A 26,057-nucleotide genomic window follows, 5' to 3' on the forward strand; every position below is an offset into this window, starting at 1 on the left:
CGGGGATGGCAGCCGTCCGCTCTCGTCGGCGTCGTGGTGCACCTGCGCCGCCGGAGCGGAGGGAAAGACCGCCTGAGCGCCACCGTCACCCACGCGCCCCGGCCCTCATCGCCGTGCAGGCCTCCTGGGCGGTGGGGCGGTACGCGATGCACCGGACCGGACCGCTCGTCCTCGTCGCGCTCGTCTTCGCCGACGGAAACACCGGTGGCGGGCCTCATCTCGGGCGCCACCGAGGACTGAACAGTCCGTAATCCCCGCATTCGGAAGAAAGTGTCTCCATGAAGATCGTCGACGCGCAGGTCCTGGTCACCAACCCCGGCCGCAACTTCGTCACCCTCAAGCTGACGACGGACGAAGGGCTCACGGGCCTCGGCGACGCCACGCTGAACGGCCGCGAACTCGCCGTGGTCAGCTACCTCCAGGACCATGTCGTCCCCCTCCTCGCGGGTCTCGACCCGCATCGCATCGAGGACACCTGGCAGTCGCTCTACCGAGGTGCCTACTGGCGGCGCGGACCGGTCACGATGGCCGCGATCGCCGCGGTCGACGTCGCGCTGTGGGACATCAAGGCGAAGGCCGCGGGGCTCCCGCTCTACCAGCTGCTCGGCGGCGCCAGCCGCGACCGCGTGGGCACCTACGGGCACGCCAACGGCCGCGACATCCCGGAACTCCTCGACTCGGTACGGGCCCGTCTCGCCGACGGATACCCGGCGGTCCGCATCCAGTCCGGGATTCCCGGTCTGAAGGCGGTCTACGGCGTGTCGAGCACGGACGACCACGGCTCACCCGTGCTCCACCAGCAGGCCAGGCCACTGGTGGAGGACTGGGACACCGAGGCCTACCTCCGTCACACGCCGGCCGTGTTCGAGGCGGTACGCGCCGAGTTCGGCCCCGAACTTCCCCTCCTGCACGATGCGCACCACCGGCTCACCCCGCTCCAGGCCGCCCGGCTCGGCAAGGACCTCGAGCCGTACCGCCCCTTCTGGCTGGAGGACTGCACGCCCGCCGAGAACCAGGAGGCGCTGCGCGTCGTCCGCCGGCACACCACCACACCGCTCGCCGTCGGAGAGGTCTTCAACACGGTGTACGACTACCAGACCCTCGTCACCGAGCAGTTGATCGACTACGTGCGTTCCGCGGTCACCCACTTCGGCGGCGTCAGCCCACTGCGCAAGCTCTTCGACTTCGCCGCGCAGTACCAGATCAGGAGCGCCATTCACGGACCGGAGGACATCTCCCCGGTGGGTATGGCCGCCGCCGTGCATCTCGACCTGGCCGTGCACAACTTCGGCATCCAGGAGTACTCGGGCCACACCCCGCTCACCGAGGAGGTGTTCCGCCACGCGTACACGTTCACGGACGGCTTCCTCCACCCCGGGGAGACGCCCGGGATCGGCGTGGAACTCGACGAGGAGCTCGCCGCCGCGCATCCGTACGAAGCCGCGTACCTCCCCGTCAACCGGCTCCAGGACGGGACGGTGCACGACTGGTGAGCGGCCGGGGAACCCGCTCGTCCCGGTCGCGTGGCTCACGCGGCGAGGTCCACGTCACGGCAGCGAACGGGTGAACCACACCACTTCGCCGCTCCCGGGTCTGCCGTTCCCGGGTCTGGCGCTCGCCGTGGACGGCGGACCCGTCCGCCTGCCCGGCCGGAGGCCGTGAAAGGCTCAGGAGCGGTGCCGGAGCATGTGCAGACCTTCTCCGGGATCCCCGACCCCTGGAGTACCGCGTGGCCGTGCGTGCCCTGTTCCCGTCCGTCAGCCGTCGGCGCGCGACCGCCCGCGCGGCGGCAGGCGTCGTCTGCGCCGTCGCCACGCTCGCGCAGGCCGGCTGCGCCGTGACGGACGGCCCTGCGCGCGGCTCCGCGTCCGAACGGCGTGCGGAGTCACCCGCTGTGGTGCGGCCCACGGCGGGCATGGCCTTCGACTATCAGATCGGCGGCGGCTACGCACCGCCGCCCGGGGTGGAGGCGGTGTCCCGCGACCGCGAGGACGAGCCCGCCGACGGCCTCTACAACGTCTGCTACGTCAACGCCTTCCAGACCCAGCCCGGTGAGCTGAAGCGGTGGGAGGACACCGACCCCGACCTGCTCCTGCGGGACGATGACGGTGAGCCCGTGATCGACGAGGGCTGGGACGAGGTACTCCTCGACACCTCGACGGCCGCCAAGCGCACCAGGCTCGCGGAGATCGTCGGCGGTTGGGTCGACGGCTGCGCCGAGAGCGGGTTCCAGGCCGTGGAGCCCGACAACCTCGACTCGTACGAGCGCTCACACGGGAAGCTGACGCGTGCTCAGAATGCCGCGTTCGCCGCCATGCTGGCCAGACGGGCGCACGAGTCCGGCCTCGCGATCGGGCAGAAGAACACGACGGACCTGCTTCCCCGGCACCGCACCATCGGATTCGACTTCGCGGTGACGGAGGAGTGCGCCCAGTTCGACGAGTGCGACGCCTACGCCGAGGCGTACGACGGCCGCGTGTTCGCCGTCGAGTACGAGGGGGAGGGCGACGTCGGATTCGACGAGAGCTGCTCGACCTGGCAGGACCGGGTCTCCCTGGTGCTCCGTGACCTCGACGTCCTGCCGGCCTCGGAGGACGGATACGTCTACCGCTCCTGCTGAGGACGTCCCCGCATCGCACGACAGCCCCAGCGGCGGCCGGACCGCAGGCGGTCACTGGAGCCCGTGCCGGGACCCGCTGATCAGCCCGTTCCGGCCCTCCGGCGCCGGCGGCGCGGGCCGGGCCGGGAATCCTGGTGCATCTGCGGCGTTGAGAGAGGGGTGAGCACTCTCCTCGATTCGATCCGGATCTCCGTCCTCGACCGCTCGCGCACGCGTGAGGGGTACGACGCCCCCCAGGCGTTGCGGGACACGGTCGCACTGGCCAGGACGGCCGAGGAGCTCGGCTACCACCGGTTCTGGGTGTCCGAGCACCACAGTGTGCCCGGAGTGGCCGGCTCGGCACCGACGGTGCTCGCCGCCGCCGTGGCCGCGGCCACCACCACGATCAGGGTGGGGACCGGCGGTGTGATGCTCCCGAACCACCAGCCGTTCGTCGTCGCCGAGCAGTTCGGCGTGCTCGCCTCCCTCTTTCCCGGGCGGATCGACATGGGGCTGGGGCGTTCCGTCGGCTTCACCGACGGGATCCGCCGAGCCCTGGGAAAGGACAAGGAGGACGCGCGGGCCTTCGGCGGTCAGCTGGCCGAACTGCTGGGCTGGATGGACGGAAGCCAGCAGGTCCACCCCCAGGTCCACGCACTCCCCGCCGAGGGACTGCGCGTCCCCCCGTTCGTCCTGGCGATCGGCGAGGGCGCCGAGATCGCCGCCGCGGCCGGGCTGCCCCTCGTCGTGGGCGATCTCAGGAACCGCGACAGGCTGATGCGCGCCGTTGACGGATACCGCAGCGCGTTCCGCCCCTCGGCGTGGTCCCCCGAGCCGTACGTGGTCGTGTCGGGCACCGTCGCCGTCGCGGGGACGGACGAGGAGGCGGGACGGCTGCTGGTGCCGGAGGCCTGGTCCATGGCGGTCGCGCGGACCCGTGGGTCGTTCCCGCCGCTGGTGTCCGCCGAGCGGATCGAAGCGCTGGCCATGACGGAGAAGGAGCGCGGACTGTACGAGGAGGGCCTGCGTGGCCACCTGGCGGGCACGCAGGACACGGTGTCGGCCGGCCTGGAGCGCGTCATCGGGGAGACGGGCGCCGACGAACTGCTGGTGACCACGAGCACGTACGACCGTGAAGCCCTGCTGGACTCCATGCGACGGCTGTCCGAGCTGGCGGGTCTGCGGGCCCGCTAGCCGTCGGCGTATCCGCGGACCGGAAGGCCGAGGGACGCGCCGGGCGTGTCCCGAAGGTCATTCGCTGCTGGGGTGGCCGAACAGGAGGTCGTATCCCGGGGGAAGTTGGAGCAGGAGGCGCTCCAGGAGTTCGTCACCCGCGGCGTCCGCCGTCACGCTGAGCACCGCGCTCGTGTCCCACGCGGCCGTCCGCTCGGTGGCCCCGTCGATCCAGGCGGCGGCCGCGCGCACGAATCGTTCGGGGCTGAGGGGTTCCGCGGCCTGCAAGGGGTTCAGGAGGATGAGTGCGAAGGTCTCGGGCAGCCTCGCGGCCAGCTCGTTTCGCTCCTCACCGACGATGTGAGCGCCCAGCAGCGCGAGCACCACGCGTGCTGCCCGCTCCGCCTCCAGCGCCGACCGGTACGCCCCGCGTTCCTCGACGGCCTCCAGGAACGCCTGCCATCTGATGTACGTCACCGGGCCCCCTTCGCGGAGCGCGGGCGGAGAGCGGGGCGGGGGAGGGGAAGCCCGTGCCCCGCCCTCCGCGTATCCACCGCATGTCACCTCATTCCGGTACTAACACGGTGCGCGGCCGTCGGCAACCGGGGGAGCTCGTCGACTCCGCGGCGCTGCGACCACGGCCGTCCGGCCTCCTGCTCGACGGGAGGACAGGACGGCGCGGCCTGCCGGCTCGACGGCCCGCCTACTCGATGGGATAGATGTCCCCACTGGCCATGTCGCTGATCTGCTCGCTCTGCGATTCGAGACGCCGCGCCTTCTCCTGCAGGCGCCGGCGCTCACCGGCGTCCGTGGCCTGTTCGGCCGCGGACTCGAGTTCCTTCGCCTTGTCGTGCATCTGCCGTGCACGGCCCCGAAGGTCGTCCGACTCACTCATGATCACTCCCTGGCGGTGTGCGGGCGGAACACCTCCACCGAACCAGGCACCCGGGGGTGCGCGCATCTCAGCGGGGCCGCCGGAAACGCGGAGTGACCGTGACGGAACTACTCGAAGCGGGAGAGGTCGCCGGCCCCGCGGCGCACGATCTCCAGTTCTCCGGAGGAGAAGTCGATGACGGTGGTGGGCTCGGTACCGCAGTCGCCGGAGTCGAGGACGACGTCCACGACGTGGTCGAGGCGTTCCTTGATCTCCCAGCCCTGCGTCAGAGGTTCCTTCTCGTCGGGCAGGAGCAGGGTGCTGGACAGCAGCGGCTCACCGAGCTCGGCGAGGAGCGCCTGCGTGACGGCGTGATCGGGGATCCGCACACCGACGGTCTTCTTCTTGGGGTGCAGCAGCTGCCGGGGCACCTCCTTGGTGGCCGGCAGGATGAAGGTGTAACTACCGGGTGTCGCCGCCTTGATGGAGCGGAAGACGTCGTTGTCCACCTGCACGAACTGCCCCAGCTGTGCGAAGTTCTGGCACACGAGGGTGAAGTGGTGCCGGTCGTCGAGGTTGCGGATCGACCGGATGCGGCCGATCCCGTCCCGGCTGCCGAGCTGACAACCCAGGGCGTAGCAGGAGTCGGTCGGATACGCGACGAGGGCGCCGGAGCGGATGCTGTCGGCCACGTTGCTGATGGTGCGGCGTTGGGGATTCTCGGGGTGCACATCGAAGTACTTCGCCATCCGGCGAGTCTACGGCTTGCGGGTACGGGAGTTCCGCTTGCGGCAGGCACACGTCGGCGTCGGACACATCGGATGCGGAGAGTGGTCCTACGGGAGCGGCGACCCGGAGCGGACGGGCGTCGACCCGGAGCCGACAGGGGCGGAAAGAAGGAGTATGCACCTCTTTCCACTCTCAACTTATAGCGCACAGGGGGCCTTGCGGCAAGGCCCCCTCCTTGCCGCAGAATCATCGGCCGAAGCCCGGAGACCTGCGGAACGGGTGCGGTGACTGCGTATCTCGTTGTCGGTGAGATGCCCCTCCGGGGCCGGGGAGGCCGCCCGCCGCGCATCGCGGTCGCAGCGGTCCGGACGCCCCCTGCTCGCACACTCCGCGAGCGACCCCCCGAATCGGAGAAGCTGACGTGAACCCCGTGACCACCAGCGCGTTCGACCTGCCTGAGCGCCTTGCCCGCAAAGCCGTCCCCTCACTGGTCGCCGGCGACGAGGAGCACTTCGCCGCCGTCGCGGAGTGTCTTGATCAGTTGACCGACGAGCTGTCCGGCCGTCTCGCCGCCGAGCGACGGGCACCGGGCGGCGCGGGACGGCAGGCCATGGACCGGGACGCGGAGATCCACCGGCTCACCGGCCGGCTGCGCACACTGCGGCGGTTCGGGCTCGACCTCTGCCTCGGACACATGGCCGGTACGGACGGGACCGGGCCCGTGTACGTCGGACGTCTCGGCCTCAAGGACAGTGCGGGACGTCGGCTGCTCATCGACTGGCGCTCACCGGCCGCCGAGCCCTTCTTCGGGGCCACCCACGCCAACCCCATGGGCCTCGCGAGCCGTCGCCGGTACCGCTGGAGCGACGGGCGGATCAGCGACTACTGGGACGAGGTGTTCACACCGGACGGTCTCACCGGCCACGCGGCGCTCGACGACCAGTCCGCCTTCATCGCCGGACTGGCCGGCACCAGGTCGGCGCGCATGCGGGACGTGCTCGGAACCATCCAGGCCGACCAGGACGCCATCATCCGCGCGGGGTCCCGCGGCGCGCTCGTCGTCGACGGCGGCCCGGGCACCGGCAAGACGGTTGTGGCCCTGCACCGCTCGGCCTACCTCCTCTACGCCGATCCCCGCCTCGGCAACCGCAGGGGCGGGGTCCTGTTCGTCGGTCCGCACCAGCCCTACCTGGGTTACGTGGCGGACGTCCTGCCCGGTCTCGGGGAGGAGGGCGTGCGGACCTGCACCCTCCGGGACCTGGTCCCCGAGGGCGCCGCGGCGACGGGCGAGCCCGATCCCGAGGTGGCCCGGCTGAAGTCCTCCGCGGAACTCGTGCGGGCCGTCGAGGCGGCGGTCGGGTTCTACGAGGAGGCGCCGTCCGAGGGGATGGCGGTCGAGACCCACTGGTCGGACATCTGGCTGAGCGCGGACGACTGGGCCCTGGCGTTCGAAGCGGCGGGACCGAGCACCCCGCACAACGAGGCGCGCGACCAGGTCTGGGAGGAACTCATCACGATCCTCGTGGACAAGCAAGAGGGCGATGCGCCGGAGGAACAGCTGCGGAGGTCGCTGGGCCTGAACAGGGACCTGGCCGCCGCCTTCGACCGTGCGTGGCCCCTGCTCGACGCGGCCGAGCTGGTCGGCGACCTCTGGTCGGTGCCCGCCTACCTGCGCACGTGCGCCCCCTGGCTCGCCCCGGACGAGGTGCGGCGGTTGCAGAGGACGGACGCCCAGGCGTGGACGGTGTCCGACCTGCCGCTCCTCGACGCCGCGCGGCAGCGGCTCGGCGATCCCGAGGCGTCCCGGCGAAGCAGGCGGCACAGGGCGTCCCTGGCCGCCGAGAGGGAGCGGATGGCCCAGGTCGTCGACGCCCTGCTCGAAGCGGACGACGACGGCGAGGGGCTGGTGACGATGCTGAACGGGCAGGACCTGAAGGACACGCTCGTAGACGGAAACGCCCGGCACGGTGCCGAGTCCGACCCCCTCGCCGGCCCCTTCGCGCACGTCGTCGTCGACGAGGCGCAGGAACTGACCGACGCCGAGTGGCAGATGCTGCTGCTGCGGTGCCCCTCCAAGAGCTTCACCGTCGTCGGTGACCGCGCCCAGGCCAGACGCGGGTTCACGGAGTCCTGGCAGGACCGGCTCGGACGGATCGGGCTCGACCGGATCACCATGGCCTCGCTGAGCATCAACTACCGGACTCCCCAGGAGATCATGCGGAAGGCCGAACCGGTCATCCGGGCCGTCCTCCCGGACGCCAACGTGCCGGCCTCGGTCCGCAGCGGCGGTCTCCCGGTGGTCCACGGAGCGGTGGCGGATCTGGATGCGGTCCTCGGCACGTGGCTCGCCGCCCACGCCGAAGGCACCGCCTGTGTCATCGGTGACCCCTCGTTCAGGCCGGCACCCCGCGTCCGGTCGTTGACCCCGGAACTGGCGAAGGGGCTCGAATTCGACCTGGTCGTAGTCGTCGACCCGGAGTCGTTCGGCGAGGGGGTCGAAGGTGCGGTCGACCGCTATGTCGCCATGACCCGGGCGACCCGGCAACTCGTCGTCCTCTCCCGTCCGTGAGGTCCGGCCGGGACCACGCCGTGACCGCCACCGCGGACTCGGGGACGCCGCGGCCGATGAGAGGGCGCCGCGGCCAATGGCGCGTGGCCCGGCGACCGACGGCCCGCGCCCCCGGAACTCCTGCACGGAGTTCCGGGGGCGCGGGCCGCGGAGCGGTCGGGGTCAGGCTCCCGAGGCGTCCAGCATGGCCGCGCGCTCGACCACCTTGACGCGCTCACGGCCCTGCTCGGCGCCGAGCGCCTGCTCGTGGGCGTCGAGGCGGTGCCAGCCCTCCTTGGTGGTGTAGCGCACGCCGCGCTGCTCCAGGAAGTCCACGACCGCATCGGTTTCGGGCCGTCCGGGGGCGGGCAGGCGGCCGGCCGCGTGATCCTCCAGCAGGCAGGCCACGGTCTCGTTGGCGTCGCCCTTGGTGTGCCCGATCAGACCGATCGGGCCGCGCTTGATCCAGCCGGTCACGTACACCGAGGACATCGGCTCGCCGCCGGCCAGCACGCGTCCCGCGGCGTGCGGGACGGTGCCGGACACCACGTCGAAGGGCAGCTTGGGGAGCTCCTCCGAGTAGTAGCCCACCGCGCGGTAGACGCTCCGCACGTCCCAGTCGGTGAAGCGGCCGGTGCCCTTGACGTTGCCCGTGCCGTCGAGCTCGGTGCGCTCGGTCCGCAGACCGACGACGCTGCCGTCCTCGCCGAGGACCTCGACGGGGGACTCGAAGAAGTGCAGGAACAGCTTGTGGGGACGGTCGCCGACGTCCCGGATCGCCCAGTTCTCCAGGGTGGAGGCCACCATGTTGGCCTGCTTGTTCTCCCGGCGGGTGGCGATCGAGCCGTCGTCGTAGTCGATGTCCTCGGGGTTGACGATGACCTCGATGTTGGGGGAGTGGTCCAGCTCGCGGAGCTCCATCGGGCTGAACTTCGCCTGGGCCGGTCCGCGCCGTCCGAAGACGTGCACCTCCAGGGCCTTGTTCGCCTTGAGGCCGTCGTACACGTTGGCGGGAATCTCGGTCGGGAGCAGCTCGTCCGCCGTCTTCGCGAGGATGCGCGCGACGTCCAGGGCGACGTTTCCGACGCCGAGCACGGCGACCTTCTCGGCCTCCAGCGGCCAGGTGCGCGGAACCTCCGGGTGACCGTCGTACCAGGCCACGAAGTCGGCGGCGCCGTAGGACCCGTCGAGCTCGATGCCCGGTATGTCGAGCGCGCGGTCGGCGTCGGCACCGGTGGAGAAGATCACGGCGTCGTAGAACGACCGCAGGTCGTCCAGGCCGATGTCGTTGGGGTAGTCGACGTTGCCGAACAGTCGCAGCTGCGGCTTGTCCAGGACCTGGTGCAGCGCCTTGACGATGCCCTTGATCCTCGGGTGGTCGGGCGCCACACCGTAACGGATCAGGCCGAACGGGGCGGGCATGCGTTCGAAGAGGTCGATCGATACGCCCGGCTCCTGGGCGACCTCGGACTTGAGAAGCGCGTCCGCTGCGTAGATTCCGGCGGGACCGGCTCCGACGATGGCGACGCGGACGGGGCGTGTCATGGAGTGTTGTTCCTTTGGGCGGCGGTCGCGGGCAGAGAGCAGCGGGGTAAGGGTTGACTTACTCCGCTGCTCTCCACGGTATGCCCTGTTCTCCGGCCTCCCTGGAGCGGGGCATGAGTACGTGAAGGAAATAACGTGATGTAACGGTAGGAATCGGACTCATTTTCGTGAGCGGATTCCGCTCGGGTCGTCCCGTGTGGTTCCAGAGGCTGAGACGGAACCCTGCGCGAAGCCTCGCCGCTGGTGTCTCTGCGTGCCACCGGTCGCGGGCGGAGACATGATGGGGGCACGACGCAGCACTCCGACGAGAGGACAGGTGCCATGCCGATCGAGGGCGAGTACGAGCCGAGCCCGACCACATGGGTTCGTGAGCAGGTCGAGCTCATCGAGAGTTCCGGCGGGACGCAGGGCACCACCCTGCGCGGTATGCCCGTCATCCTCCTCACGACGCGCGGCGCCAGGAGCGGCAAGGTCCGCAAGTCGCCGCTCATGCGGGTCGAGCACGACGGTCAGTACGCCATTGTCGCCTCCCTCGGTGGCGCCCCCAAGCACCCCGTCTGGTACTACAACGTCCTCGCCGACCCGAAGGTCGAGCTGAGGGACGGCACGGTCCAGCAGGACATGGTGGCCCGCGAGGTGTCGGGTGACGAGAAGGCGCTGTGGTGGGACAGGGCCGTCGAAGCCTTCCCCGACTATGCCGAGTACCAGAGGAAGACCGACCGGGAGATCCCGGTCTTCGTCCTCACCCCGGCCGAGAAGGGCTGACGCGACCGGGCGAAGTCCGCAGGCGCACCGGCCGGTCCCCCGTCCACGGGGGGCCGGCCGGTCCCGGTCCGCGCGGCTGGTGGATGTCCGCGGACCGGGGTCAGTTGACGACGTCCGGGTCGGGGCCGGTCCGCATGCCGCGGTCCAGGCCGGCGATGGCGTCCATGTCGGCGGCGGAGAGCTCGAAGTCGAAGACGTCGATGTTCTGCCCGATGCGCGCGGGGGTGACCGACTTGGGGATCACGACGTTCCCGAGCTGGAGGTGCCAGCGCAGGACGATCTGGGCGGGTGCCCTCCCGTGGCGCTCCGCGAGCGAGGTGAGCACCTCGTCGTCCAGCAGCGCCCCCTGGGCCAGCGGGCTCCACGCCTCGGTGGCGATGCCGGCCTCGGCGTGCACGGCGCGGAGTTCGCTCTGCTGGAGGCCCGGGTGCAGCTCGACCTGGTTGACGGCGGGCACGAGTGAACTCTCCTCGCGCAGGCGGTGCAGGTGCGCGGGCTGGAAGTTGGAGACGCCCGCGGCCCGTATCCGGCCGTCGGCGTACAGCTTCTCCAGGGCGCGCCAGGTCTCGGTGTAGAGGTCGCGGGCGGGAGTCGGCCAGTGGATGAGGTAGAGGTCCACGTGGTCGAGGCCGAGTGCGGCCAGTGAGGCGTCGAAGGCGGCGAGTGTGGCGTCGTAGCCCTGATCCGCGTTCCAGAGCTTCGTCGTGACGAACAGTTCGTCGCGGGGGAGTCCGGACTCGGCCAGCGCCCGCCCGACGCCTGCCTCATTGCCGTAGACGGTGGCCGTGTCGATGGAGCGGTATCCCGCCTCCAGTGCGGCGGTGACCGCCGCGGTGGTCTCGTCGTCGGGCACCTGGAAGACGCCGAAGCCGAGCTGCGGGATCCTGACGCCGTTGTTGAGTGTGACGGTGGGGACCGTGGGCATGGTGGAGCCTCTCGTAGCGCTGGGGCAAACCGCTGCGCGTGCGGCGGTTACAGGCGTCGACAATAGTTGCACGCGCGGGTTAATGGCAAGCGTCGCCCATCAGGGAATCCGTGCCCGTCCGGCGCCTCGCGCTACCGGCTTCACCGGGCCGGACGTTCCCGCCGGACTCCCGGACCGGTCACCGCGACGGTCGGGCGGCCCGGCGGGATCCGCCCGGGCGGATCCCGCGCGGCCCGCTACCGGTCAGGGCGCGGGCATGTGCTGAACTGTCGGGAACAACCCGATGCAGGAGTCCCCTTGAACAGCTATCGCCAGCCCGGTCTCGTCCTCACGGACCACCGGTTCACGGTCCCCCTCGACCACGACGACCCGGGCGGCGAGGCGATCGAGATCTTCGCCCGCGAGGCCGTCGCCTCCGGGAAGTCGAGCGAGGGCCTGCCCTGGCTGGTGTACCTCGAAGGCGGCCCGGGGTTCGGTGCCCGGCGGTTCATCGGTGACGAGGCATGGCTGGGCCGGGCGGTGCGGGAGTTCCGTGTGCTGCTCCTCGACCAGCGGGGTACGGGTCTCTCCACCCCGGCGAACCGGCAGACGCTCCCTTCGCGCGGCGGCCCGCGCGAACAGGCCGCCTACCTGGCGCACTTCCGCGCCGACAGCATCGTCCGCGACTGCGAGCTGATCCGCCCGCAGCTCACGGGCGGCGCTCCGTGGACGGTCCTCGGGCAGTCCTACGGCGGGTTCTGCGCCGTGCACTACCTGTCCGCCGCACCGGAAGGACTCCACACCGTCCTGATCACCGGCGGGCTGCCGTCGCTGGACGCGCACGCCGACGACGTCTACCGGGCCGCGTACCCGCGCATCGAGCGCAAGGTCGCCGCGCACTACGCCCGCTACCCGCAGGACGTGGCCCGCGCCCGTGCGATCGCCGCATACCTCGCGGAGCACCGTCCCGACAGCGCGGGTCACCGGCTGACTCCCGAGGGCTTCCAGTCGCTGGGCATCATGCTCGGCGGCGGCAACGGCAGCCACCAGCTGCACTACCTCCTGGAGAACGCCTTCGTCGACGGCGCACACGGACGCGAGCTCTCCGACGCCTTCCAGGAAGCCGTGCGCACCGCCACGTCGTTCGCCGGGCACCCGCTGTACGCCCTCATGCACGAACCGATCTACGGGCAGGGCCCGCGGCCCACCGGCTGGGCGGCCGAACGCGTCCGCGCCGAGTTCCCGCAGTTCGACGCCGGCACCGCCCTGGCCGGCGACGGGCCGGTGCTGTTCACCGGGGAGAGCATCCACCCCTGGCACTTCGACGTCGATCCCGCACTGCGTCCGCTGCGAGAGACGGCCGAACTGCTGGCGGCCCGGACCGACTGGCCCGTCCTGTACGACACCGAGCGGCTCGCGGCCAACAAGGTGCCGGTGGCAGCCGCCGTCTACCACGACGACATGTACGTCGACACGGAGCACGCGCTGCGCACGGCGTCCTCGATCCGCGGACTGCGGACGTGGGTGACCAGCGAGTTCGAGCACGACGGGGTGCGGGCGGGCGGGCCGCGTGTACTCGACCGGCTGCTCGCGCTCGTGAGGGGCGACAGCGACCGCTAGCGCCGGAGCAGGAGCTCGCCCGGGGCCCGCGTGGCCCCGGCGCCGTCCGGGCTCAGCCCTGGAGCGCGTCCAGGGTTGCGATCAGTCCGGCCTCCGCCTTCGGCGCGCGGTTGTACGGGAGCTTCCCCAGGACCGCCGCCATGCCGCAGGTGTCGCTCGCCGCCGAGTAGACGAGGCCGGCGCCGACCCCGGCCGACAGCCAGCGCGCCGCGGGGAGGCGCCGGCCGGCCAGCAGGCCCGCCACCACCAGCGACCCGGCGGCGAACCTCACCTGGCGCTCCATCGGCCACGTCGTCCGCGCTCCCGCCGGGCGGTCGAGGCCGCGCCCGTCGCCCTCCCATGCCGAGGTGCCGCCGGTCAGGGTGGCGGCGTCGATGTCGGCGTCGGCGAGGATCTCGCAGGCCCGGACGGAACGCACCCCGGAGGCGCACACCACCAGCAGGGAACCCCGGGCCGAGGCCGACTTCAGGGCGGGCAGCGCCTCGGCGAGCCGGTCGAGCGGGATGTTCAGGGCGCCCGGCACGTGTCCCGAGGCGTACTCGCCCGGGGCCCGTACGTCGATGACGGTGAACTCCTCCAGACGGGCCGCGGCCTGGGCGGGTGAGAGGGATGCGGGGCTGATCACGGGCGTAACTCCTTTCGGTCGCCGGAGCGGCGGGGGCTCGGCTCGTCCCGGCTTCCGGAAGGCAACAATACCCCCGGGGGTATTTCGTCCCGCTCGCTGCGGCTCGGCGCGGCTCGGTGCGAGGCGCGTCCGACCGGGCGACTGCAGCGCACCTGCCCCGAACCGCTCCCGGAATGCACAGATCCGTGATCGCTTCCCGGATAGCCTTCGCGGCATGACACAGCAGCAGCTGGAACCCATGCCCGCGGACTGGCAGCGGGCGCTGGCGGTGGTCGCCCACCCCGACGACCTGGAGTACGGCTGCGCCGCCGCCGTGGCCGGCTGGACCGACGAGGGCCGGGAGATCACCTACCTCCTGGCGAGCCGGGGCGAGGCCGGGATCGACACGCTCGCCCCCGAGGAGTGCGCGCCGTTGCGCGAACGGGAACAGCGGGCGAGCGCCTCGGTCGTGGGCGTCACCGCCGTGGAGTTCCTGGACCACCGGGACGGCGTCATCGAATACGGCACGGCGCTGCGCCGGGACATCGCCGCGGCCATCCGCCGGTACCGGCCCGAACTGCTCATCACCCTCAACCACCGCGACACCTGGGGCGGCGTCGCCTGGAACACCCCCGACCACCGCGCGGTCGGCCGGGCCACCCTGGACGCGGCCGGCGACGCCGGCAACCGCTGGATCTTCCCCGAACTCCGGGATCGGGGACTCGAGCCGTGGGACGGCGTGCGCTGGGTCGCCGTGGCCGGCACCGACCGGCCCACCCACGCGGTCGACGCGACCCCGGGGTTCGAACGCGCCGTCCGGTCGCTCCTCGCCCACCGCACCTACATCGAGGTGCTGACCGACGAGGAGCCGGAGGCGTACTGCCGCAGGTTCCTCGCCGGCGCCACCGAGGGCGCGGCCGAGCGATTCGGCGGCCGCCCGGCCGTCGCGTTCGAGGTCTTCAGCCGCTGAGCCGGGCCGGGGGCATCCGGCCGCGGACAGCAGGCCCGCAGCCGCGCGATGTCCGCACCCCCCGGCCCAGTGCCCTCGGAAGCGCGCACCGCCGACGGATGCGTCGCGACTGCGCGTCTACGCGTTCGGGTCCCAGTCCGCGAGCCGCTCCATCGGCTCGGTGTCGCCGGTGGTCTCCAGGCCGTCGAGCGGGATGCGTGCGTAGAGGTAGAGGACCAGGTCGCTCGCTGTGCATCGCATCGCCATGTCGCCCGGCTCCGCGTCGGCGGCGAGGTCGTCGCAGCGGACGCCGTCGGCGTCGAGCGTCAGGCGCCAGGAGCGGCCCTCGGTCGTGTGCAGGTCGATGGTCGCCGGCTTGAACGGCCAGGGAACGGTCGTCGCCGAGACGGTCGTCAGGAACTCGTCGACGCCCTCGACCGCGACGTCCGTCGGCAGCGGCCGTGCGTTCCCCTGGGTGAGCTGGACGTCGTAGGTATGGACGGCGATCTCCTGGATCTGGTGCCGGGCCACGGCTCCGCTGGTCTCCGGGGCCTGCGAGCGGCCCCACCAGGTCCAGCAGCCGCGGTCCGGGCCGGCCTCGCGCATCGCGTCGAGCATGAGCTCGGTCGCCTCGGCGAGCCAGGTGTCCAGGGCCTCGCGGTCGCGCGGCGCGGTCGGGGCGCCCTTCGGGTCCGTCCTCGCCGGGGGCTCGGCGCCCGGGCCCGCCGCGACGACGGCGGCCTGGCGGCGGCGGCCGTCGCCGAGGTGCTGCGCCAGTTCGCGCAGCGTCCAGTCCGGGCAGGTCGCGACCTGGACGTCAAGGTCGGGGGCGGCCGCTATCGCGGCTCGGAACGCGGCCGAGCGGTCTTCGATCAGCCGCAGGACATCGGGGAACTCCAGGATGTTTTGCACGACGGTGGTGTATCACGGCGCTCCGGCCGACGGATAACGAATTTGCCGGACGAACGCGTCGACGACCGGGAGGGGCGCCGGCTGCCGAAGCCGCCCTGACTCCTGCACGGTCAGGGCGACTTCGACCTCTGTTGGACCTGCCGTCCGGGCCCAGGCACCGGCGCGACCGCCAGGCCGGCTGTCCACTTGCTGCCGGAGGGGCGCGGGCGCGGAGTGATCACACTCCTGTGGTCGAGCCGGGACGGACGATCATGAGTACCGTGACCGTCGCCCACAGCAGGTTGAACAGGCCGGTGTGCATGCCGAGTCGGCGCGTTCCGCCCGGCGCTGCCGGGGAGTCGGGCACGGCCAGTGCCTCCTGCCGGGGGAGGACCAGCAGAACCAGGACGGCTGCCGCCAGTGCGGTGAGGATCATGGAGGCGATCAGCCAGCCGTCGCGCAGGACTCCCAGACCGGCTGCTGTCGCCAACCCGAACACGGGGACGGCCACGCCGACACCGGCGTAGACACGGCAGATGCGGTGGAGGGTCTGCACCACGGCCGATGCCCGTGGGTCCGCGGGGTCGGCCAGTGCGCGCCGAGCGGCGGGTGGGAACATGCTGGCCGCCACGGTCACGGGGCCGACAGCCACGATGGCCGCCAGGACGTGGACGGCGAGGAGGAAGGTGGTCACGGGAGACTGGGTTCCGTTCCAGGGGTCGGGGCGGGGTGGACGGTGCTCACGCGGCGGACCGCCACACCACACCACGCCTTTCGTGAGCGAACAGGCGCTCCACGGAGAGCGCGGTCTCGGGGCCGAGTTCGCGCTCCAGCAGGTACAGCCCGAGGTCCAGGCCCGACGTCACGCCCCCGGCGGTCACCAGGTCGCCGTCGTCCACCACCCGTGCCGCCACCGGACTGGCGCCCGCGTCCGCGAGGGCGCCCATGCCCTCGTGGTGGGTCACCGCGGGGCGCCCCCCGATCAGCCCGGCCATCGCGAGGAGCAGCGAGCCCCCGCACACGGTCGCCATGCACACCTCCGGCCGGCCCATGGCCTCGTCGAGCAGCGGAGGCAGCCCGGTGCCCAAGGCGCGTGCCAGGACCGCCGGAATGCTGTCGTCCCCGTCCGGACCCGGACCCCCGGGCATCCGGCCGGCCGCGCCCGGGAGTACGACCAGCCGCGCCCGGGCCGGGTCGAGCCGGCCGGTGGCGCGGAGGGACAGCGCCGGGATCCCGCTCGGCACGTCGCGCGAGCCCTCCGCCGACACCAGTTCCACGGTCAGGGCTCCGCCGGCCGCGAGGCCCCCTGCGTGCAGCACCTCGTACGGCGCGACCACGTCCAGCGGGTCGAAGCCGTCGAACAGGACGATCTGGGCGAGCATCCGGCATGTGTCCTCTCGGTGAGCGGCCGCACCCGGTCCGGTACGGCCGGAGCCGACGCTACGGCGCAGGGCAGGAGCAGGGCAGTGGCGAAAATGACACCTTCCAACGGATTCTCGCCATCGCCGTCTCCACGCCTCCGACCTGGCCATACGCTCGCGTCCACGGGTGGCCCGGCAGGTATGGGGCCCCGGCCGGAAGCCGGCATCTGATGGGATGGCGTCATGCACACCGTGGCCGTACTCGCGCTGGACGGCGTCATCGCCTTCGACCTGTCCACCCCCATCGAGGTCTTCTCGCGCACCCGGCTTCCCGACGGCAGTCCCGCCTACCGGGTCCGGGTCTGCGCCGCCACCGAGGAGGTCGACGCGGGGGCGTTCGTGCTCCGCGCCCCACACGGACTGGACGCCCTGGCCGAGGCCGACACGATCATCGTTCCGGGCTGCGCGGACCCGTCGCTCCCCGTCCCGCCCCACACCCTCGACGCGTTGAGGGCCGCCGCCGCCGGCGGGACCCGGATTGCCTCGATCTGCGCGGGCGCTCTCGTCCTGGCGGCCACCGGGCTGCTCGACGGGCTGAAGGCCACGACCCACTGGATGGCCACCGGGCTCCTGGCCGCGAGACACCCCGAGATCGAAGTCGACCCCGACGTGCTGTACGTCGACAACGGGCAGTTCCTGACGTCGGCCGGAGCCGCCGCGGGGCTCGACCTCTGCCTCCACATGATCCGTCGCGACCACGGTTCGGCGGTCGCAGCCGATGCGGCGCGCCTGTCGGTGATGCCCCTGGAACGAGAGGGCGGCCAGGCGCAGTTCATCGTCCACGCCCAGCCGCCCGCGCCCGGCGGTGCGGAGTTGGAACCGCTGCTGCACTGGCTGGAGGAGAACGCCGGGCGGGAGCTCACGCTGGACGACATCGCGGACCGGGCCGGCATGAGCACGCGCACGCTGAACCGCCGCTTCAGGGAGCAGCTGGGCACCACGCCGCTGCAGTGGCTGCACCGGGCGCGGATCCGCCGGGCGCAGCACCTCCTGGAGACGACGCCGCACGCCGTCGACCACATCGCCGTACGCGTGGGCTTCGGGTCGCCGACGGCATTCCGGGACCGCTTCAAGCGCGTGGTGGGGACCAGCCCTCACGCGTACCGACGGGCTTTCCGCGGTGCGGTCCGACGACCCTGATTGACAAACGCCTTTGCCGATTCTGCAATGGTCGCATGAAGGAACAGAACCAGGACGACCCCGAACTGGACGCCGTGCTCACCGGCGTCGGACCCCGGCTGCGGCGGCTGCGCAAGGACCGTGGGGTGACGCTCGCGGCGCTGTCCGAGGCGACGGGGATCTCCGTCTCCACCCTGTCGCGCCTGGAATCGGGCGGCCGGCGGCCCAGTCTCGAACTGCTGCTCCCGATCGCGCGCGCCCACGAGGTGCCGCTCGACGACCTCGTGGGCGCCCCGCCGGTCGGCGATCCGAGGGTCCGGGCGAAGCCGATCGTCCAGGGCACGAAGACGTCCCTGCCGCTCACCGGCCGGCCGGGGGGCCTCCAGGCGTACAAGGTGATCCAGGAGGCGCCCTGCACCGAGGTGCCCGAGCAGCGGACCCACGAGGGCTACGAGTGGCTGTACGTGCTCAATGGGCGGCTGCGGCTCAAGCTCGCCGAGCACGACCTCGTCCTGGTGCCGGGAGAGGCCGCCGAATTCGACACGCGCCTGCCGCACTGGTTCGGTCCCGTGGGCGACGAGCCGGTCGAGTTCCTCAGCCTCTTCGGGCCGCAGGGGGAGCGGATGCACGTGAGGGCCAAGCCGAAACGGCCGTGACCGGGGCGGTCCCGGTGTGCGCGCGGGTGTTCCCAGAGGGGCAAGCGACCGCTTAGTATGCGCCGGAGCAGTGGTAATGCCGACAGTGTTGTGGAGGCCCCTCATGCAGGCATGGCGAGTGCACCGGAACGGCGAGCCGAGCGAGGTGATGGAGCTCGAGGAGACGGACCGGCCCGTTCCCGGCGACGGCCAGGTGCTGATCGAGGTGCGCGCGGCGAACATCAACTTCCCCGACGCGCTCCTGTGCCGGGGCCAGTACCAGGTGCGGCCCCCGCTGCCCTTCACCCCGGGGGTGGAGATCTGCGGCACGACCGAGGACGGCCGCCGGGTGCTCGCCACCCCCGCCCTTCCGCGAGGCGGCTTCGCCGACTACGTCGTCGCTGACGAGGCGGCCCTGCTGCCGGCGCCCGACGCCCTCGACGACGCCGAAGCGGCCGCACTGCACATCGGTTACCAGACCGGCTGGTTCGGACTGCACCGGCGTGCGCACCTGCGGGCCGGCGAGACGCTGCTGGTGCACGCGGCGGCCGGCGGCGTCGGCAGCGCGGCCGTCCAGCTGGGCAAGGCGGCCGGAGCCACCGTCATCGGCGTGGCCGGCGGACCCGAGAAGGCCGCCGTCGCCCGCGAGCTGGGCTGCGACCTGGTCATCGACCGCAGGAGCGAGGACATCGTGGCGGCGGTGAAGGAGGCCACCGGGGGGCGCGGTGCGGACGTGGTCTACGACCCCGTGGGCGGAGACGCCTACGCCAAGTCCGTCAAGTGCATCGCCTTCGAGGGCCGGGTCGTCGTCGTCGGCTTCGCGAGCGGCTCGATCCCCGCGCCCGGGCTCAACCACGCCCTGGTGAAGAACTACACGATCATGGGCCTCCACTGGGGTCTGTACAACACCAAGGACCCCGCCGCGGTGCGCGCCTGTCACGACGAACTCACCAAGCTCGCCGAACAGGGCGCCGTCAGACCACTCGTCAGCGAGCGCGTCCCGATGGCCGGTGCGGCGCAGGCCGTCCAGCGGGTCGCGGACGGGACGAGCACCGGTCGCATCGTCGTCCTGCCGGCAGGAGGAGCCCGATGAGCGGCACCGTCGACGCGGCGCAGATCCGCCGTCTCACCCGGGAACTGCTGGCGGCCCACCCGCCGGCCACCACCGGCCGCACCGCGTTCCTGGAGGCGCGCTTCGACGCCGGCCTCGCATGGGTGCACTACCCCGTGGGCCTCGGCGGACTCGACGCGCCGCGCTCCCTGCAGCCCGTCGTCGACGCCGAACTCGCCGCCGCCGGGGCCCCCGACAACGATCCGCGCCGCATCGGCATCGGACTCGGCATGGCCGCCCCGACGATCCTCGGCTACGGCACCGACGAGCAGAAGAATCGCTTCCTGCGCCCGCTGTGGGTCGGCGAGGAGGTGTGGTGCCAGCTCTTCAGCGAGCCCGGCGCGGGCTCCGACCTCGCCGCTCTCGCGACGCGGGCCGTCCGCGACGAGGACGGGACGGGGGACTGGGTGGTCGACGGGCAGAAGGTCTGGACCTCCAGTGCCCACGTCGCCCGCTGGGCGATCCTCATCGCCCGCACCGACCCCGGCGTGCCGAAGCACCGGGGGATCAGCTACTTCATCTGCGACATGACCGACCCGGGGGTCGAGGTTCGTCCCCTGCGCCAGATCACCGGCGAGGCCGAGTTCAACGAGGTCTTCCTCACCGGCGTACGCATCCCGGACAACAGGCGGCTGGGCCCGGTCGGCGACGGCTGGAAGGTCGCGCAGACCACCCTGATGAACGAGCGCGTCTCGATCGGCGGGGCCCGCATCCCCCGCGAGGGCGGCATGATCGGCACCGTCGCGAAGACCTGGCGCGAACAGCCCGGACTGCGCACCCACGATCTCCACCAGCGGATGCTCACCCTGTGGGTCGAGGCGGAGGTGGCCAGGCTCACCGGCGAGCGGCTGCGCCAGCAGCTCGTCGCCGGACAGCCCGGACCCGAGGGCTCGGGCATGAAGCTCGCGTTCGCCCGCCTCAACCAGGAGATCAGCGGGCTGGAGGTCGAACTCCTCGGCGACGAGGGCCTGTTGTACAGCGACTGGACCATGCGGCGCCCCGAGCTGGTCGACTTCACCGGACGTGACGCCGGATACCGCTACCTGCGGTCGAAGGGGAACTCCATCGAGGGCGGTACGAGCGAGGTGCTGCTCAACATCGTCGCCGAACGCGTGCTCGGCCTCCCCGTCGAGCCGCGCAACGACAAGGACGCAGCCTGGAAGGATCTCGCCCGATGACCGCACAGACCGAAGCCCACGCGCCGGACCTGCTCTACTCGGAGGCCGAGGAGGACCTGAGGTCGGCGGTCCGCTCGCTGCTCGCGGACCGTGCCGACGCGCCGGAGGTGATCGCCTCGATCGAGTCCGACACGCCGTACGACCAGCGGCTGTGGAATTCCCTGGCCTCCGGGATCGGGGCCGCGGGGCTGCTGGTGCCCGAGAAGCTCGGCGGGCAGGGCGCGAGCCACCGCGAGGCCGCCGTGGTCATCGAGGAGCTCGGCCGGAGCGTCGTACCGGCCCCGTATCTGACCAGTGCCGTGGTCGCCACGGAGGTGCTGCTCGCGCTCGTCACCGACGACGGGCCGGCCGGTGGGCTCCTCGCCGATCTCGCGGCCGGGCGCAGGGTCGCGGTCCTCGCCCTGCCGTTCGGCACGGCACCGGCCGACGGCGCAGGGGCACTGACGGGCACGCTCGACCGGACCGTGACCGGTGTGGCCGACGCGGTGGCCGCCGACGTACTGCTGGTGCCCACCGGCGAGGGGCTGTACGCCGTGGAGACCGGTGGCGACGGCGTGGCCGTCCGGCCACTCGTCCCCCTCGACCTGACCCGCCCGCTCGCCTCGGTCACGCTGAGCGGCGCGACCGGCACCCGGCTCGCCGAGGCCGGGCCGGCCGCCGCGGCCGTGACGAGGGGGCTGCTGGCAGGCGCCGGCCTGCTCGCGTCCGAGCAGCTGGGCCTGGCCGAGTGGTGCCTGACCGAGACGGTCCGGTACACCCGGGAGCGCCATCAGTTCAACAGGCCCGTCGGCTCGTTCCAGTCGCTCAAGCACCGGATGGCCCAGCTCTGGCTGGAGGTCGTCTCCGCGCGCGCCGCCGCGCGCAACGCCGCCGACGCGCTGGCCGCCGGAAGCCGTGACGCCGCGCTCGCCGTGGCCGTGGCGCAGGCGTACTGCTCGAAGGTCGCCGTCCATGCCGCCGAGGAGTGCGTGCAGCTGCACGGCGGCATCGGGATGACCTGGGAACATCCCGCGCACCTGTATCTGAAGCGGGCCAAGGCCGACTCGATCGCGTACGGCTCCGCCGGGCGGCACCGTGACACCGTCGCCGAGCTGATGGAGCTTCCGGCACCGTAGGCCCGACCGGGCGGGAAGGCGTGGCCACGCGACTTCCCGCCCGGTCTCGGACGCGGCGGGCGCGGGGGAACCGGCAGGCGCATCGCGGACGACCGAGGGCTGTCCCGCCGACGACGGCCTGCCCAACTCTTGGCAGGTACCTGCCTGTCGGGGCGCCCGTGCGGCCATACTCGTCGCGTTGCCCGCCCGACCGCCTCAGGAGACCCCCATGGCACACCTGACCCGTCGCAGCGTCGTCACCACCGCTCTCGCCACCGCGGCCGCCGGCGTGTTCATCCCCGCCCAGACGGCAACCGCGGCTCCCGCGGCGCAGACCCGGCCCCGCGGCCCCCGCCCGCTCGCGCGGGCCCACGCGCACAACGACTACCTGCATCCGCGCCCGCTCCACGACGCGCTCGCACACGGATTCACCAGCGTCGAGGCGGACATCTTCCTCGTCGACGGCGAACTGCTCGTCGCCCACGAGGCCGGAAGCCTCGACCCCGCGCGCACCCTGACCGGCCTCTACCTCGATCCCCTGGCGGCCCGGGTACGCGCCAACCACGGATCCGTCCACCCCGGACACCACGAGCCGCTGCAACTGCTGATCGACATCAAGACCGAGGGCGCCGCCACCTACCTCGCGCTCGACCGGGTGCTCCGGAGCCACCGGCACATGCTCAGCCACTTCGCCCACGGACGCGTCCGGACGGCAGCCGTGACAGCCGTCGTCTCCGGCGACCGCGCCGCCCGCGTCCCGATGGAGGCGCAGTCCACCCGCTACGCCTTCTACGACGGCAGGCCGGACGATCTCGGCACCCCGGCTCCCGCCTCCTTCATCCCGCTCATCAGCGGCAACTGGACGCAGAGCTTCACCTGGACGGGGGCAGGGCCCTTCCCCGCAGCCGAACGGGAGAGGCTTCGCACCTTCGTCTCGACGGCCCATGCCGCCGGCCGGCGGGTCCGCTTCTGGGGCACCCCGGACACCCCGGGGCCGGAGCGTGACGCGGTCTGGACCGAGCTCGTCGCCGCCGGCGTCGACCACCTCAACAGCGACGATCTCGAAGGGCTCGAATCCTTCCTCCGGCGGCGCGGAGGCACCGGTCGCCGAAGCGGCTGACGGGGTCCCGCCCGCAGCCTCCGGTGACCGTGCGTGAACACCCGTTCGGCGGACACGCCGGTCCGCCGAACGGCCCCCGCGCTGCGCCACACTGGCCGCCGAATGCCGCAATTGCGGCGCGGCGGAGGAGGTTGGCCATGGCCATTTCGATCTCACTGGTACTGCTCATGCTGATTCTCGCGGTGATCTTCCTGCGGAACGGCGGGCTCAAGGTGTCGCACGCGATCGTCTGCGCCCTGCTCGGGTTCTTCCTCGCCGGTACGAGCATGGCTCCCACCATCCACGAGGGGATCAGCGCCACCGCGAACGTGGTCGGCGGACTGAGGCCCTGACCTCCTCGCCGCCCCGGTGCGGGAGAATGGCGTTCCGATCGGGACGGAGCGCGACGCGGCACCGGCACGGGGCGGTACGGTCGTCCTCAAGGCCCCTGCGCGCGCTTCGTCGACATGGCTTGGACCTGACCGCTCCACGCCACGCACTGGAGAAACGCCGCAATGTCATTCCCGCCCCCAGGACGGCACTCGGGCGCCGCCCACCACGAGTACTGCAACAACGCCCTGTGCTGCCGCTGCCAGCAGCGGCAGTGGACGACCAAGCTCGGCGACGAGCGGCTCTGCGGTCCCTGCGCCGCCTGCTGCCGTGACTGCGGACGGGCACCCGCCCCCCATGTGGACGGACTCGACGACGGTCTCTGCGCGGAATGCCGCGGCCGGTGCGGCCGGTGCCAGCGCGCCCTGCCCGCCGAGGGGCCGTGCACCTGCCGCAGGTGGCGCGAGCGGGCGGCCGGCGACCCCGTCGCCTACATCCTCCAGGCACTTCCGCAACCGCTGGTCCAGGCGCTCGGCCACCGCCATCCCCGTACGGTCCACGACCTGCTCCACCAGGAGCTGGCCAGGCGCACTCCCGACCAGCTCCTGGAGCGGCTGGAGCGCAGGTGGAACGTCCGCTGGTCGCACGCCCTGCACGAGAAGGACGAGGACGGGCGGCGCCGCTGGGCCCCGCAGGAGATCGCCGAGGCACTCGTCGGTCCGAGCCGTTGCACGAACCCGCAGTGCGAGGACGGCTACCTGATCACCACGGACACGCCGTGCGACCGGTGCCTGCGGCCCACCCACCGCTTCGTGACCTCGGTCGCCGACCGTACGGCGACCTCCGAGCACGCCCGGGCGACCGCCGCCCGGATCAGGCGGGCCCTTGTCGAAGGCCGTTCCACCAAGCCCGGCAAGCGGCGGCCGCAGGCCTGACCCCGGCAGACGCTCAGCTCCTGTCCAGCGCACCGCGGACCAGAGCCGCCGCCACCAGGGCCGGATAGCACGGCCTCGTCCTCCAGCTGCGTGGCCGTGCGCTCGTCGTAGCGCCGGTAGCCGCCCTCGCCCAGTGCGTCCACGCGTTCCTGCCAGGTGGCGTCGGCCATCCGGCGCGGTGTGCTCAGCCGGTGCGCGAAGAGGGCCCGAGCAGCGGCCACCGCGATCTGCGCGTGGATCCGGGCGCTCAGGAGATGGCTCAGCACGAGCAGCTTGTACAAGGGCTGGGGCCTGTCGCGCAGGCGTGCGCCCGCCTCGTCCGCGTACGTCGTGCCGTGCCGCTCCAGCAACTCGTCGAGCGGGCGGCGAGAGGTCACGCGAACCCGAAGATGCGGGCGATGAAGTAGCCGGCGAAGACCGCCGAGCCCAGCAGTACGATCACGGCCCAGAAGACGGGGTGCTCCCAGATACCGCCGTCCGGGCGCTCGACGTGTGCCTCGCTTATGCAGCCCTCGGCGGGAGGGGTCTCCCCGGGCGGCGTGAGTGGAATAGCCATGAATCCACCATCCACCCGCAGGGCCCGGAGCGCGCGGCCGCAGCCGATGGACGCACGCGTGCGTCCGTACGGAGTCCGGCGCGGCCCGTAGGCGCTGGGGAGGCCCGGATCGGGGCACCGTCAAGGAATGCCTGCCGTTTCCACGCCCGCGCCCGTCGTCAAACTCGTCAAGCGGACCACCGAGCCGGCCGCGACACAGACGCTGCGGTCGACGGCGGCGGCCGTCATCGCCTTCGCGGTGGCCGAGTGGGTCCTGCCCGATCCCCACCCCTCGCCCCTCACCGCCCCCCTCACCGCCCTGCTCGTGGTCCAGGTGACGCTCTACGCCACGCTCACCACCGGGATCCGGCGTGTGAACGCCGTCGTCGTCGGGGTGCTGATCGCCAGTGCGTTCAGCTCTCTCGTCGGGCTGAGCTGGTGGAGCCTCGGGCTGACCATCTTCAGCGCCCTGCTGATCGGACGGCTGGTACGGGTCAACGAGTTCGTGCCCGAGGTGGCGATCAGCGCGATGCTGGTCCTCGGCGTCGCGCAGGTCGCCAACACCGCCTGGGAGAGGGTGCTGGAGACCCTGATCGGCGCCGGTGTCGGCCTCCTCTTCAACCTGCTGTTCGCACCACCGGTCTGGGTCGAGTCCGCGGGCGCGTCGATCGGCGGCCTGGGGGAGCGGATGGGCACCATGTTCCGGGCCCTGGGCGACGAGGTGAGCGGAAACCTCCCGGTCGGGGAAGCCGCCGAGCGCCTGCACGAGGCCCGCCGGCTGGACCACGACATCGTGGAGGTCGACGCGTCCCTGCGGCAGGCCGAGGACAGCCTGACGCTCAACCCCCGCGTCCGGCAAGGACTGCTCTACCGCGTCGTGCTGCGCACCGGCCTCGACACGCTGGAGATCTGCGCCGTGGTCCTCCGCGTCCTGACCCGCACCCTGACGGACCTGGCCAAGGCCCGCACGGACGAGTCACTGTTCCCCGAGGACGTGGCCGCGTGCCTGCGGGAACTCTTCGCTCACATGTCCGAGGCCATCGAGGGCTTCGCCGATCTGATCACCACGTCGATCGCGGAGAGCGGGGAGGAGGCCGAGGACCGTCTGGCCGACGCGCTGGCCCGGAGCCGCAGGGCGCGCGACCGAGTGGCGGACCTCCTGCTCGAGGACGTGCAGGAGCACCCCAGGCAGTGGCAGCTGCACGGCGCGCTGCTGGCCGAGGTCGACCGCATCCTCGACGAACTCGACATCGACAAACGGACCGAACGACTGGCAGAGGAGCTGGACCGCCGCTCGGCGGAGATGCACGAACACCACCGCCGCCTGCGAGCGGTCTCCCGACGGCTGCGGGGAGCCGCCCCCTCGCCGATCCGGTCCGGTGACTGATCCGAGGAGGCC

Annotated in this window: 26 protein-coding genes and 1 pseudogene; 16 read left to right on the forward strand and 11 right to left on the reverse strand. The window is 72.1% G+C overall.

What is annotated here, in order from left to right:
• Positions 1-278 precede the first annotated feature (278 nt).
• The 3 genes from manD to ACFYY2_RS02125 all read left to right on the forward strand — a co-directional run bounded on the left by manD (position 279) and on the right by ACFYY2_RS02125 (position 3,793).
• Positions 279-1,493 carry a D-mannonate dehydratase ManD gene (gene manD / locus ACFYY2_RS02115; RefSeq protein WP_388735748.1) on the forward strand — a complete coding sequence of 405 codons (1,215 nt, stop codon included), beginning with the start codon at positions 279-281 and terminating at the stop codon, positions 1,491-1,493.
• A 236-nt stretch (positions 1,494-1,729) separates the two neighbouring features.
• The gene (locus tag ACFYY2_RS02120) at positions 1,730-2,620 is read left to right on the forward strand and encodes an endo alpha-1,4 polygalactosaminidase (RefSeq protein ID WP_388735750.1); all 891 of its coding nucleotides are present in this window, start codon (positions 1,730-1,732) and stop codon (positions 2,618-2,620) included.
• 159 nt (positions 2,621-2,779) lie between these two features.
• Positions 2,780-3,793 (forward strand): MsnO8 family LLM class oxidoreductase, encoded by a 1,014-nt coding sequence (locus tag ACFYY2_RS02125; protein WP_388735753.1) that lies wholly within the window; start codon positions 2,780-2,782, stop codon positions 3,791-3,793.
• Positions 3,794-3,850: 57 nt separating this feature from the next.
• Here the strand turns inward: ACFYY2_RS02125 and ACFYY2_RS02130 are convergent, their stop codons facing one another.
• The 3 genes from ACFYY2_RS02130 to ACFYY2_RS02140 form a co-directional block, all read right to left on the reverse strand.
• Positions 3,851-4,240: a DUF2267 domain-containing protein gene (locus ACFYY2_RS02130; RefSeq protein WP_388736806.1), complete on the reverse strand. Its 390-nt coding sequence runs from the start codon at positions 4,238-4,240 to the stop codon at positions 3,851-3,853.
• Between the two features lie 235 nt (positions 4,241-4,475).
• Positions 4,476-4,667 (reverse strand): DUF6381 family protein, encoded by a 192-nt coding sequence (locus ACFYY2_RS02135; protein WP_388735755.1) that lies wholly within the window; start codon positions 4,665-4,667, stop codon positions 4,476-4,478.
• A 107-nt stretch (positions 4,668-4,774) separates the two neighbouring features.
• Entirely contained in the window at positions 4,775-5,395 is a 621-nt protein-coding gene (locus ACFYY2_RS02140; RefSeq protein ID WP_327111826.1) for an L-threonylcarbamoyladenylate synthase, read from the reverse strand.
• A 401-nt stretch (positions 5,396-5,796) separates the two neighbouring features.
• Here ACFYY2_RS02140 and helR point away from each other — a divergent pair, with 401 nt between their 5' ends.
• The gene (gene helR, locus ACFYY2_RS02145) at positions 5,797-7,944 is read left to right on the forward strand and encodes an RNA polymerase recycling motor ATPase HelR (protein WP_388735757.1); all 2,148 of its coding nucleotides are present in this window, start codon (positions 5,797-5,799) and stop codon (positions 7,942-7,944) included.
• Between the two features lie 162 nt (positions 7,945-8,106).
• Here helR and ACFYY2_RS02150 read toward each other — a convergent pair whose 3' ends face one another.
• Positions 8,107-9,468, reverse strand: a complete 1,362-nt coding sequence (locus ACFYY2_RS02150; RefSeq protein WP_388735759.1) for an FAD-dependent oxidoreductase — start codon at positions 9,466-9,468, stop codon at positions 8,107-8,109.
• Between the two features lie 321 nt (positions 9,469-9,789).
• Between ACFYY2_RS02150 and ACFYY2_RS02155 the strand changes: the two genes are divergently transcribed.
• Complete coding sequence (locus tag ACFYY2_RS02155; protein ID WP_388735762.1) at positions 9,790-10,233, forward strand: nitroreductase family deazaflavin-dependent oxidoreductase; 444 nt, start codon at positions 9,790-9,792, stop codon at positions 10,231-10,233.
• Between the two features lie 100 nt (positions 10,234-10,333).
• On the opposite strand, the gene ACFYY2_RS02160 is transcribed toward ACFYY2_RS02155, so the two are convergent.
• Positions 10,334-11,158, reverse strand: coding sequence for an aldo/keto reductase (locus ACFYY2_RS02160; RefSeq protein ID WP_388735764.1), 825 nt, complete (start codon positions 11,156-11,158; stop codon positions 10,334-10,336).
• Positions 11,159-11,455: 297 nt separating this feature from the next.
• Between ACFYY2_RS02160 and ACFYY2_RS02165 the strand changes: the two genes are divergently transcribed.
• Positions 11,456-12,757: an alpha/beta fold hydrolase gene (locus tag ACFYY2_RS02165; RefSeq protein WP_388735767.1), complete on the forward strand. Its 1,302-nt coding sequence runs from the start codon at positions 11,456-11,458 to the stop codon at positions 12,755-12,757.
• Positions 12,758-12,809: 52 nt separating this feature from the next.
• Here the strand turns inward: ACFYY2_RS02165 and ACFYY2_RS02170 are convergent, their stop codons facing one another.
• Positions 12,810-13,382 carry a rhodanese-like domain-containing protein gene (locus tag ACFYY2_RS02170; RefSeq protein WP_388735770.1) on the reverse strand — a complete coding sequence of 191 codons (573 nt, stop codon included), beginning with the start codon at positions 13,380-13,382 and terminating at the stop codon, positions 12,810-12,812.
• Positions 13,383-13,596: 214 nt separating this feature from the next.
• Here ACFYY2_RS02170 and ACFYY2_RS02175 point away from each other — a divergent pair, with 214 nt between their 5' ends.
• Positions 13,597-14,331 carry a PIG-L deacetylase family protein gene (locus ACFYY2_RS02175; protein WP_388735772.1) on the forward strand — a complete coding sequence of 245 codons (735 nt, stop codon included), beginning with the start codon at positions 13,597-13,599 and terminating at the stop codon, positions 14,329-14,331.
• 117 nt (positions 14,332-14,448) lie between these two features.
• Here ACFYY2_RS02175 and ACFYY2_RS02180 read toward each other — a convergent pair whose 3' ends face one another.
• From ACFYY2_RS02180 to ACFYY2_RS02190, 3 genes are all read right to left on the reverse strand, one after another.
• Positions 14,449-15,222 (reverse strand): maleylpyruvate isomerase N-terminal domain-containing protein, encoded by a 774-nt coding sequence (locus ACFYY2_RS02180; protein ID WP_388735774.1) that lies wholly within the window; start codon positions 15,220-15,222, stop codon positions 14,449-14,451.
• Between the two features lie 217 nt (positions 15,223-15,439).
• Positions 15,440-15,895 (reverse strand): hypothetical protein, encoded by a 456-nt coding sequence (locus ACFYY2_RS02185; protein ID WP_388735777.1) that lies wholly within the window; start codon positions 15,893-15,895, stop codon positions 15,440-15,442.
• A gap of 46 nt (positions 15,896-15,941) precedes the next feature.
• The gene (locus tag ACFYY2_RS02190) at positions 15,942-16,583 is read right to left on the reverse strand and encodes a DJ-1/PfpI family protein (protein ID WP_388735779.1); all 642 of its coding nucleotides are present in this window, start codon (positions 16,581-16,583) and stop codon (positions 15,942-15,944) included.
• A 222-nt stretch (positions 16,584-16,805) separates the two neighbouring features.
• On the opposite strand from ACFYY2_RS02190, the gene ACFYY2_RS02195 reads away from it, so the two are divergent.
• The 8 genes from ACFYY2_RS02195 to ACFYY2_RS02230 all read left to right on the forward strand — a co-directional run bounded on the left by ACFYY2_RS02195 (position 16,806) and on the right by ACFYY2_RS02230 (position 24,123).
• Entirely contained in the window at positions 16,806-17,762 is a 957-nt protein-coding gene (locus tag ACFYY2_RS02195; protein WP_388735782.1) for a GlxA family transcriptional regulator, read from the forward strand.
• Positions 17,763-17,797: 35 nt separating this feature from the next.
• Complete coding sequence (locus tag ACFYY2_RS02200) at positions 17,798-18,397, forward strand: helix-turn-helix domain-containing protein (protein WP_388735785.1); 600 nt, start codon at positions 17,798-17,800, stop codon at positions 18,395-18,397.
• Positions 18,398-18,500: 103 nt separating this feature from the next.
• Entirely contained in the window at positions 18,501-19,469 is a 969-nt protein-coding gene (locus ACFYY2_RS02205) for an NADPH:quinone oxidoreductase family protein (protein ID WP_388735787.1), read from the forward strand.
• A complete protein-coding gene (locus ACFYY2_RS02210; RefSeq protein WP_388735790.1) occupies positions 19,466-20,665 on the forward strand; it encodes an acyl-CoA dehydrogenase family protein in 1,200 nt (399 codons plus the stop codon). Before ACFYY2_RS02205 ends, ACFYY2_RS02210 begins: the two co-directional genes overlap by 4 nt.
• Positions 20,662-21,780: an acyl-CoA dehydrogenase family protein gene (locus ACFYY2_RS02215; RefSeq protein WP_388735792.1), complete on the forward strand. Its 1,119-nt coding sequence runs from the start codon at positions 20,662-20,664 to the stop codon at positions 21,778-21,780. Before ACFYY2_RS02210 ends, ACFYY2_RS02215 begins: the two co-directional genes overlap by 4 nt.
• Positions 21,781-21,988: 208 nt before the next feature.
• Entirely contained in the window at positions 21,989-22,879 is an 891-nt protein-coding gene (locus ACFYY2_RS02220) for a phosphatidylinositol-specific phospholipase C/glycerophosphodiester phosphodiesterase family protein (protein WP_388735795.1), read from the forward strand.
• 137 nt (positions 22,880-23,016) lie between these two features.
• Positions 23,017-23,211: a hypothetical protein gene (locus ACFYY2_RS02225; protein WP_327111797.1), complete on the forward strand. Its 195-nt coding sequence runs from the start codon at positions 23,017-23,019 to the stop codon at positions 23,209-23,211.
• Between the two features lie 162 nt (positions 23,212-23,373).
• A complete protein-coding gene (locus tag ACFYY2_RS02230) occupies positions 23,374-24,123 on the forward strand; it encodes a hypothetical protein (protein ID WP_388735797.1) in 750 nt (249 codons plus the stop codon).
• A 65-nt stretch (positions 24,124-24,188) separates the two neighbouring features.
• On the opposite strand, the pseudogene ACFYY2_RS02235 reads toward ACFYY2_RS02230, so the two are convergent.
• A pseudogene (locus ACFYY2_RS02235) lies at positions 24,189-24,500 on the reverse strand (endonuclease); the annotation flags it as partial.
• The gene (locus ACFYY2_RS02240) at positions 24,497-24,679 is read right to left on the reverse strand and encodes a DUF6480 family protein (protein WP_388735800.1); all 183 of its coding nucleotides are present in this window, start codon (positions 24,677-24,679) and stop codon (positions 24,497-24,499) included. The gene ACFYY2_RS02240 and the pseudogene ACFYY2_RS02235, both read right to left, overlap by 4 nt.
• 127 nt (positions 24,680-24,806) lie before the next feature.
• Between ACFYY2_RS02240 and ACFYY2_RS02245 the strand changes: the two genes are divergently transcribed.
• Positions 24,807-26,045 carry an aromatic acid exporter family protein gene (locus tag ACFYY2_RS02245; RefSeq protein WP_388735803.1) on the forward strand — a complete coding sequence of 413 codons (1,239 nt, stop codon included), beginning with the start codon at positions 24,807-24,809 and terminating at the stop codon, positions 26,043-26,045.
• Positions 26,046-26,057: the final 12 nt, after the last annotated feature.

This window comes from Streptomyces sp. NPDC001822, from assembly GCF_042892135.1.
In the GTDB taxonomy this organism is placed as follows: Bacteria; Actinomycetota; Actinomycetes; order Streptomycetales; family Streptomycetaceae; genus Streptomyces.

Coding starts and splice junctions, on each gene's coding strand:
- manD (WP_388735748.1), top strand. CDS start 279: ATGAAGATCGTCGACGCGCAGGTCCTGGTCACCAACCCCGGCCGCAAC.
- ACFYY2_RS02135 (WP_388735755.1), bottom strand. CDS start 4,667: ATGAGTGAGTCGGACGACCTTCGGGGCCGTGCACGGCAGATGCACGAC.
- ACFYY2_RS02140 (WP_327111826.1), bottom strand. CDS start 5,395: ATGGCGAAGTACTTCGATGTGCACCCCGAGAATCCCCAACGCCGCACC.
- ACFYY2_RS02150 (WP_388735759.1), bottom strand. CDS start 9,468: ATGACACGCCCCGTCCGCGTCGCCATCGTCGGAGCCGGTCCCGCCGGA.
- ACFYY2_RS02155 (WP_388735762.1), top strand. CDS start 9,790: ATGCCGATCGAGGGCGAGTACGAGCCGAGCCCGACCACATGGGTTCGT.
- ACFYY2_RS02160 (WP_388735764.1), bottom strand. CDS start 11,158: ATGCCCACGGTCCCCACCGTCACACTCAACAACGGCGTCAGGATCCCG.
- ACFYY2_RS02175 (WP_388735772.1), top strand. CDS start 13,597: ATGACACAGCAGCAGCTGGAACCCATGCCCGCGGACTGGCAGCGGGCG.
- ACFYY2_RS02190 (WP_388735779.1), bottom strand. CDS start 16,583: ATGCTCGCCCAGATCGTCCTGTTCGACGGCTTCGACCCGCTGGACGTG.
- ACFYY2_RS02195 (WP_388735782.1), top strand. CDS start 16,806: ATGCACACCGTGGCCGTACTCGCGCTGGACGGCGTCATCGCCTTCGAC.
- ACFYY2_RS02200 (WP_388735785.1), top strand. CDS start 17,798: ATGAAGGAACAGAACCAGGACGACCCCGAACTGGACGCCGTGCTCACC.
- ACFYY2_RS02205 (WP_388735787.1), top strand. CDS start 18,501: ATGCAGGCATGGCGAGTGCACCGGAACGGCGAGCCGAGCGAGGTGATG.
- ACFYY2_RS02210 (WP_388735790.1), top strand. CDS start 19,466: ATGAGCGGCACCGTCGACGCGGCGCAGATCCGCCGTCTCACCCGGGAA.
- ACFYY2_RS02215 (WP_388735792.1), top strand. CDS start 20,662: ATGACCGCACAGACCGAAGCCCACGCGCCGGACCTGCTCTACTCGGAG.
- ACFYY2_RS02220 (WP_388735795.1), top strand. CDS start 21,989: ATGGCACACCTGACCCGTCGCAGCGTCGTCACCACCGCTCTCGCCACC.
- ACFYY2_RS02225 (WP_327111797.1), top strand. CDS start 23,017: ATGGCCATTTCGATCTCACTGGTACTGCTCATGCTGATTCTCGCGGTG.
- ACFYY2_RS02230 (WP_388735797.1), top strand. CDS start 23,374: ATGTCATTCCCGCCCCCAGGACGGCACTCGGGCGCCGCCCACCACGAG.
- ACFYY2_RS02240 (WP_388735800.1), bottom strand. CDS start 24,679: ATGGCTATTCCACTCACGCCGCCCGGGGAGACCCCTCCCGCCGAGGGC.
- ACFYY2_RS02245 (WP_388735803.1), top strand. CDS start 24,807: ATGCCTGCCGTTTCCACGCCCGCGCCCGTCGTCAAACTCGTCAAGCGG.